General features: G+C 68.5%; 4 protein-coding genes. All 4 read right to left on the reverse strand.

The genetic code is table 11. From position 1 onward, the window contains the following. Window positions 1-934: NADH-quinone oxidoreductase subunit NuoH (gene nuoH, locus I5M_RS12725; RefSeq protein ID WP_022721751.1), on the reverse strand; the 934-nt coding region annotated here is incomplete at its 3' end. After that, on the reverse strand, window positions 931-3,546 hold the full coding sequence (nuoG, locus tag I5M_RS12730; RefSeq protein WP_022721752.1) for an NADH-quinone oxidoreductase subunit NuoG: 2,616 nt from the start codon (window positions 3,544-3,546) through the stop codon (window positions 931-933). The genes nuoG and nuoH, both read right to left, overlap by 4 nt. Further along, window positions 3,543-4,829: an NADH-quinone oxidoreductase subunit F gene (locus I5M_RS12735; protein ID WP_022721753.1), complete on the reverse strand. Its 1,287-nt coding sequence runs from the start codon at window positions 4,827-4,829 to the stop codon at window positions 3,543-3,545. The genes nuoG and I5M_RS12735 overlap by 4 nt, the downstream gene beginning before the upstream one ends. Beyond that, window positions 4,826-5,314: an NADH-quinone oxidoreductase subunit NuoE gene (nuoE, locus tag I5M_RS12740; RefSeq protein WP_022721754.1), complete on the reverse strand. Its 489-nt coding sequence runs from the start codon at window positions 5,312-5,314 to the stop codon at window positions 4,826-4,828. The genes I5M_RS12735 and nuoE overlap by 4 nt, the downstream gene beginning before the upstream one ends. Between the last annotated feature and the right edge of the window lie 29 nt (window positions 5,315-5,343).

A 5,343-nucleotide genomic window follows, 5' to 3' on the forward strand; every position in this document is an offset into this window, starting at 1 on the left:
CGATGCCGGTGAGCATCAGATTGAGCAGCGACAGCGGAAGCGCGATCTTCCAGGCGAAGCTGAGGAGCTGATCGTAGCGCGGCCGCGGCAGCGTCGCGCGCAGCCAGACGAAGACGACGGCGATCACGCCGGTCTTGAGGCCGAACCACACCGGGCCCGGCAGCCATGGCCCGAGCCAGCCGCCGAAGAACAGCGTCACAGCCAGCGCCGACACCAGCAGCACGGCGAGATACTCACCGAGGAAGAACAGGCCGAACGACATGCCGGTGTATTCGGTGATGAAACCGGCAACGAGGTCGTTTTCCGACTCCGGCAGATCGAACGGCAGCCGGTGCGCGGCGGCGACGCCGGCGATACAGAACAGCGCGGCGCCGAGCGGCTGCAGCACGACGAACCAAACGCCGCGCTGCGCCTCGACGATCTCGGTCATCGACAGCGAACCGGCGATCATCACCACACCCATCAGCGACAGGCCGAGGAACACCTCGTAAGCCAACATCTGGGCCGCGGCGCGCAGGCCGCCGAGCAGCGAAAAGCGGTTGTGCGACGCCAGCGCGCCGAGCACTGCCGCATAGGCGGTCAGCCCCATCATGCCGAGCAGGAACAACAGCCCGACATCGACCGGCGCCAGCGCGATGCCATCGCCGATCGCCACCACGCCGAAGCCGATCAGCACCGGCGTCGCCGCCACCGCGGGCGCCAGCCGATAGCTCAGCCAGTCGGCGCCGGGCGGCGGCACGTCTTCCTTGGTGAGGATCTTCACCGTGTCGGCGATCCACTGCAGCGAGCCGAACGGGCCGACGCGGTTAGGCCCATAGCGCTCCTGGACGAAGCCAAGCAGCCGGCGTTCGACCCAGGTGAAGGTGCCGGCGATCACCAGCAGCACCATGATGAGCGCGGTGGAGATCGCCGCGGTGATGATCATCCCGATCATTGCGCCGCCTCCACCCGCACGCGGCGCAGCGGGCCACGTCCCATGAGCTGGCCGATGCTGATTGCGACACAGCCACGCGGCACGCTGGCATCAAGCGTCAGCGATGCCGCGCAAGACTCGCCGTCGATCAGCACCGCGACGCCAGCCTTCAGTCCATGCAACGCCGCGTCGTCGGGGTGCAGCAGCAGCCGCGGCATCGGACGTCGCGCAGTCAGCAGCGCGCTGGCGCGGCTGAGTTCGCCGCCGGTGAAGGCATCGTGCAACGGGATCAGCCACAGGCCCGCACCTTCGGCCGGGGCGAGGACCACATCGGGCAGTGCCGTGTTGCTGCGCTTGAGCAGCTTCACTCCCGGATCGCCGCCGCGCAGCGGGCCGCCGATCTCTTCGACGAAGCGCGTAACGTTGTTGGCCGAGTGCTGGCCGGAGGTCTTGTAGCTGGTGATCAGCGCCGGCGGGACCAAAGTGCCACGCGCGCCCTTGATGCCGAAGGTCAGCGGCGAATCTGCATCGACCGGAATCACCGCATCGGCGAACTGGCCCGCGCGGTCATCGGCGGTGCGCGCCGTATACGGCCGCGGCGCGCGCGTCACCTGGCCGTCGGCCATCTCGAAGGCGGCGCCGGGCGCCGCATCGGCGACGCCGACCAGATCGGCGCGCTCGACGATCAGATCGCCGATCAGTTCGTCGAGATTGTGCCAATCGCCAGCGCCGAACACATCGAGCCGGCGCCAGCTCGCCGGCGCGCTCGGTAACGGCGGCACCGCAGCGAAGTAACGTTGCGCGCGGCCTTCGTAGTTGACGAAAGTGCCGGCGCTCTCGCTGAACGCAGCGACGGGCAGAGCCGCCGTCGCGCGCGCTGTGGTCTCACTGGCCATCGAATCCAGCGCAACGACGGATTTCGCCGCAGCAAACACCCGTTCGACCGTCACGCGCGGTGCCCGTTCGAACAGATCGTTCTCGAGCACGATTGCGGTCTTGGCCGCGCCCTGCTCCAGCAACGCCGCGGCGCTGTCGAGGCCGGCACCGCCGAGCAGCGCCAGACCGACACTGTTGGGATCGGGCGGCAGCAGCACGATGCGGGCCTTGTCGCCGAGCGCGGCGATCATCGAGGCGGCCGCCTCGATGATCGTGGCCGACATCAGCGCGCAGCCGGCGATGATCAGCGGCCTCTGTGCTGCAGCGAGGACTTCGGCGACACGCGACGCCTCGGCATCGCCGCTCGTCTCGCCGCGTACTACCGCCGCAACGCTGGTGCCGAACGCAGCAATGCCATGCGGATCGCGCCGTAGCGACAGAGCGGCGATGGCATCGAGCTCGTCCGGCAGCGGCGTCGCCACAACGATCGGCGTGCGGCGGCCTTCGCCCGCGGTGCGCACCGCCGGATCGAGCCAATGCGGCACGCCCTTCTGCGTAGCGAGCTCGCGTTCGGCATTGCGCGCGGTCTGGCGCAGCGCCAGCGCCAGGCGCAGCGATGCGTTGGTGAGGTCTTCGCCCAGCACCAGCACGGCATCGGCGTGTTCGACTTCGTGCAGCGACGCGATGGTCGCCGGCCCGGCGCGCAGGATATCGATCATGCGCCGCACGATCGCCGCCTCGGCATCCGACACACCGGCGAAGAACCGCTCCGGCCCGACGAGGCGCTGCAGCGCGTAGTTGGCCTCGAGCGAGGCGCGCGGCGAGCCGATACCGATGGCACCCTCGGCCACCGCCGCATGGGCGGCAGCGCAGGCGTCCTGCTCGCTCGCCGGACCGCCGTGCAGAAGCGGTTGAGTCAGGCGCTGATCCGAGACGACGTGCAGCGGGCCGAAGCGGCCGCGGTCGCAGAGGAAATAGCCGTTGAGCGCGCCGTGGTAGCGGTTCTGCACCCGCTTGACGTGGCCGTCGCGCTGGTCGACCAGGATGTTGCAGCCGAGCGAACAATGCGGGCAGACCGACGGCGTCGCCCGCATGTCCCATTTGCGCGCATAGTCGCGCGACCAGCCCTTGTCGTTGAACACGCCGGTCGGACAGACTTCGGCGAGATTGCCGGCGAACGGACTTTCGAGCGCGCCGTCCTCGGCGCGGCCGAAATACACGTCGTCGTGGGCGCCGAAGGCGTCGAGATCGCGCCCGCCCGCATAGTCGCGATAGAACCGGGTGCAGCGATAGCAGGCGATGCAGCGGTTCATCTCGTGCGTGACCAGCGGCCCAAGATCCTGATTGTGATGGGTGCGCTTGGTGAACTGATAGCGCCGGTCGATATGGCCGGTGGCGATGGTCATGTCCTGCAGATGGCAGGAGCCGGCCTCCTCGCACACCGGGCAATCGTGCGGATGGTTGATCATCAGCCATTCGATCACCTGGGCGCGGAACGCCACGGCTTCCGGATCGGCGACCGAGACGCGCTCGACATCGGCGACCGGCGTCATGCAGCTCATGACGATACGGCCTTCTTTGTCGTCCGGGCCGGAATACACCTTCACGGCGCACTGCCGGCAGGCGCCGACCGAGCCGAGCGCGCCGTGCCAGCAGAAATACGGCACATCGATGCCGTGAGTCAGGCACGCCGACAGCAGATCGTCGCCCTCGCGGGCTTCGATGATGCGGCCGTCGATCTCGATCTTCCTGGTCATGCGCGGCCCACCGGACAATGGCCCGCCAGATGGGCAGTGAAGATGTCGCCGAAGCGTTCGAGGCCGCTTTTCAGCGGCGTCAGCGCGCCGGTGTTGAGATCGCAGTAGCTGCGCCCCGATGGACCGGACAACGCGACATGCTGATGCAGCACGTCGATATCAGCCTGCGTGCCCTTGCCGGCTTCGAGCGCATCGAGCAGCTTCGCCACCCATGGCAGGCCGTCGCGGCACGGCGTGCACAGGCCGCAGCTCTCGCGCGCGTAGAACCGCAGGTGCCGCCCAATGGAGGCGACCGGACAGGCATGATCGTCGAGTACGATCATCGCGCCGGTGCCGAGCGAACTACCCGCCTTCTTGGTGTGGGCGAAGTCGAGCGGCACGTCGAGATCGGCGCTTTCTAGAAAAGCCGTGGCGCCGCCGCCGGGCTGAAACGCGAACAGCTTGCGGCCATTGCGAATACCGCCGCACAGGTCGAGCAACTCACGCGCCGTCGTCCCCATCGGCGCTTCGATCAGTTGCGGCTTCGCGACGCAGCCGGAGATGCCGTAGAGCTTGGTGCCGCCCTCCTCGGTCCGCGACAGCGACTGGTACCACTCGGCGCCATGCTCGATGATCGACGGCACCGCCGACAGCGTCTCGACATTGTTGACCGTGGTCGGCCGGCCCCACAATCCGCTCACCGCCGGATAGGGCGGGCGATGCCGCGGCACCGGGCGCTCGCCCTCGAGCGCGGCGATCAGCGCCGTCTCCTCGCCGACGATGTAGCGGCCGGCCGAGGCATGCACCCGCATCGTCAGGTCGAAGCCGGAGCCGAGAATGTCGCGGCCGAGCAGGCCTGCGGCTTCGGCTTCCGCAATCGCGCGGCTCAGCGATGCGATGCCGGTGCGATATTCGTCGCGCACCAGAATGATTACCTCGGTCGCGCCCATCGCATAGGCGGCAATCATCGCGCCTTCGATGAGCTGATGCGGCAAGGCTTCCAGCAGCAGCCGGTCCTTGAACGAGCCGGGCTCGGTCTCGTCGCCGTTGACGCACAGATAGCGCGCGCCCGGCCCGGCTTTCTCCGCGCCGGTCCGCATGAAGCGCCATTTGCTGGCGGTCGGGAAACCGGCGCCGCCGCGGCCGCGCAGGCCGGCGGCTTCGATCATCGCGATGATCGCCTCGGGACTGTGGCGCTTGAGGGCCGACGTCAGCGCCGTGTAGCCGCCGAGCCCGCGCCAGGCGGCAAGGCTGTGCGGCTGACGATCGGCACGGGCGCGGCCGGTGAGCGGCTTGTCGCTCATCGCGCACCTCCGATCGCTTCACCACCGATCAGGGCGTCGAGATCATCCGGCGTCAGCGGTCCAACTAACTTCCGCTCCGGTCCGACCAGCGCCACCGGCGCGCGGTCGCAGCCGCCGACACAGCAGATGTTGATCAGCGTGAACTTGCCGTCCGGCGTCGTCTCACCGAAGCCGATACCGAGCTTGCTCATCACCGCGTCGCGCACCGCGTCGCCGCCGCAGAGATAACAACTCAGCCCGTCGCACAGCAGGATCACCGTGTCCCCGACCGGCGAGCGGAAGATCTGGCTGTAGAAGGTGGCGAGGCTGTCGATCTCCGCCGTGGTGACGCCGAGCACGCGCGCGGCTTCGGCCAGATGCGCGTCCGACACCCAGCCCTCCGCTTCCTGCACAAGCTTGAGAGCGTCCAGCATCGCAGCCTTCGGCCCGCCGTGCTGCGCGGCGGCGTGGGCCATCGCGGTCCTGATGGCGGGACTGAGACTCATCGGTCGACGTCCGACATCACGTAGTCGAT

Origin of the sequence: Rhodopseudomonas sp. B29, from assembly GCF_000333455.1 — a bacterium.
Taxonomy (GTDB): domain Bacteria; phylum Pseudomonadota; class Alphaproteobacteria; order Rhizobiales; family Xanthobacteraceae; genus Rhodopseudomonas.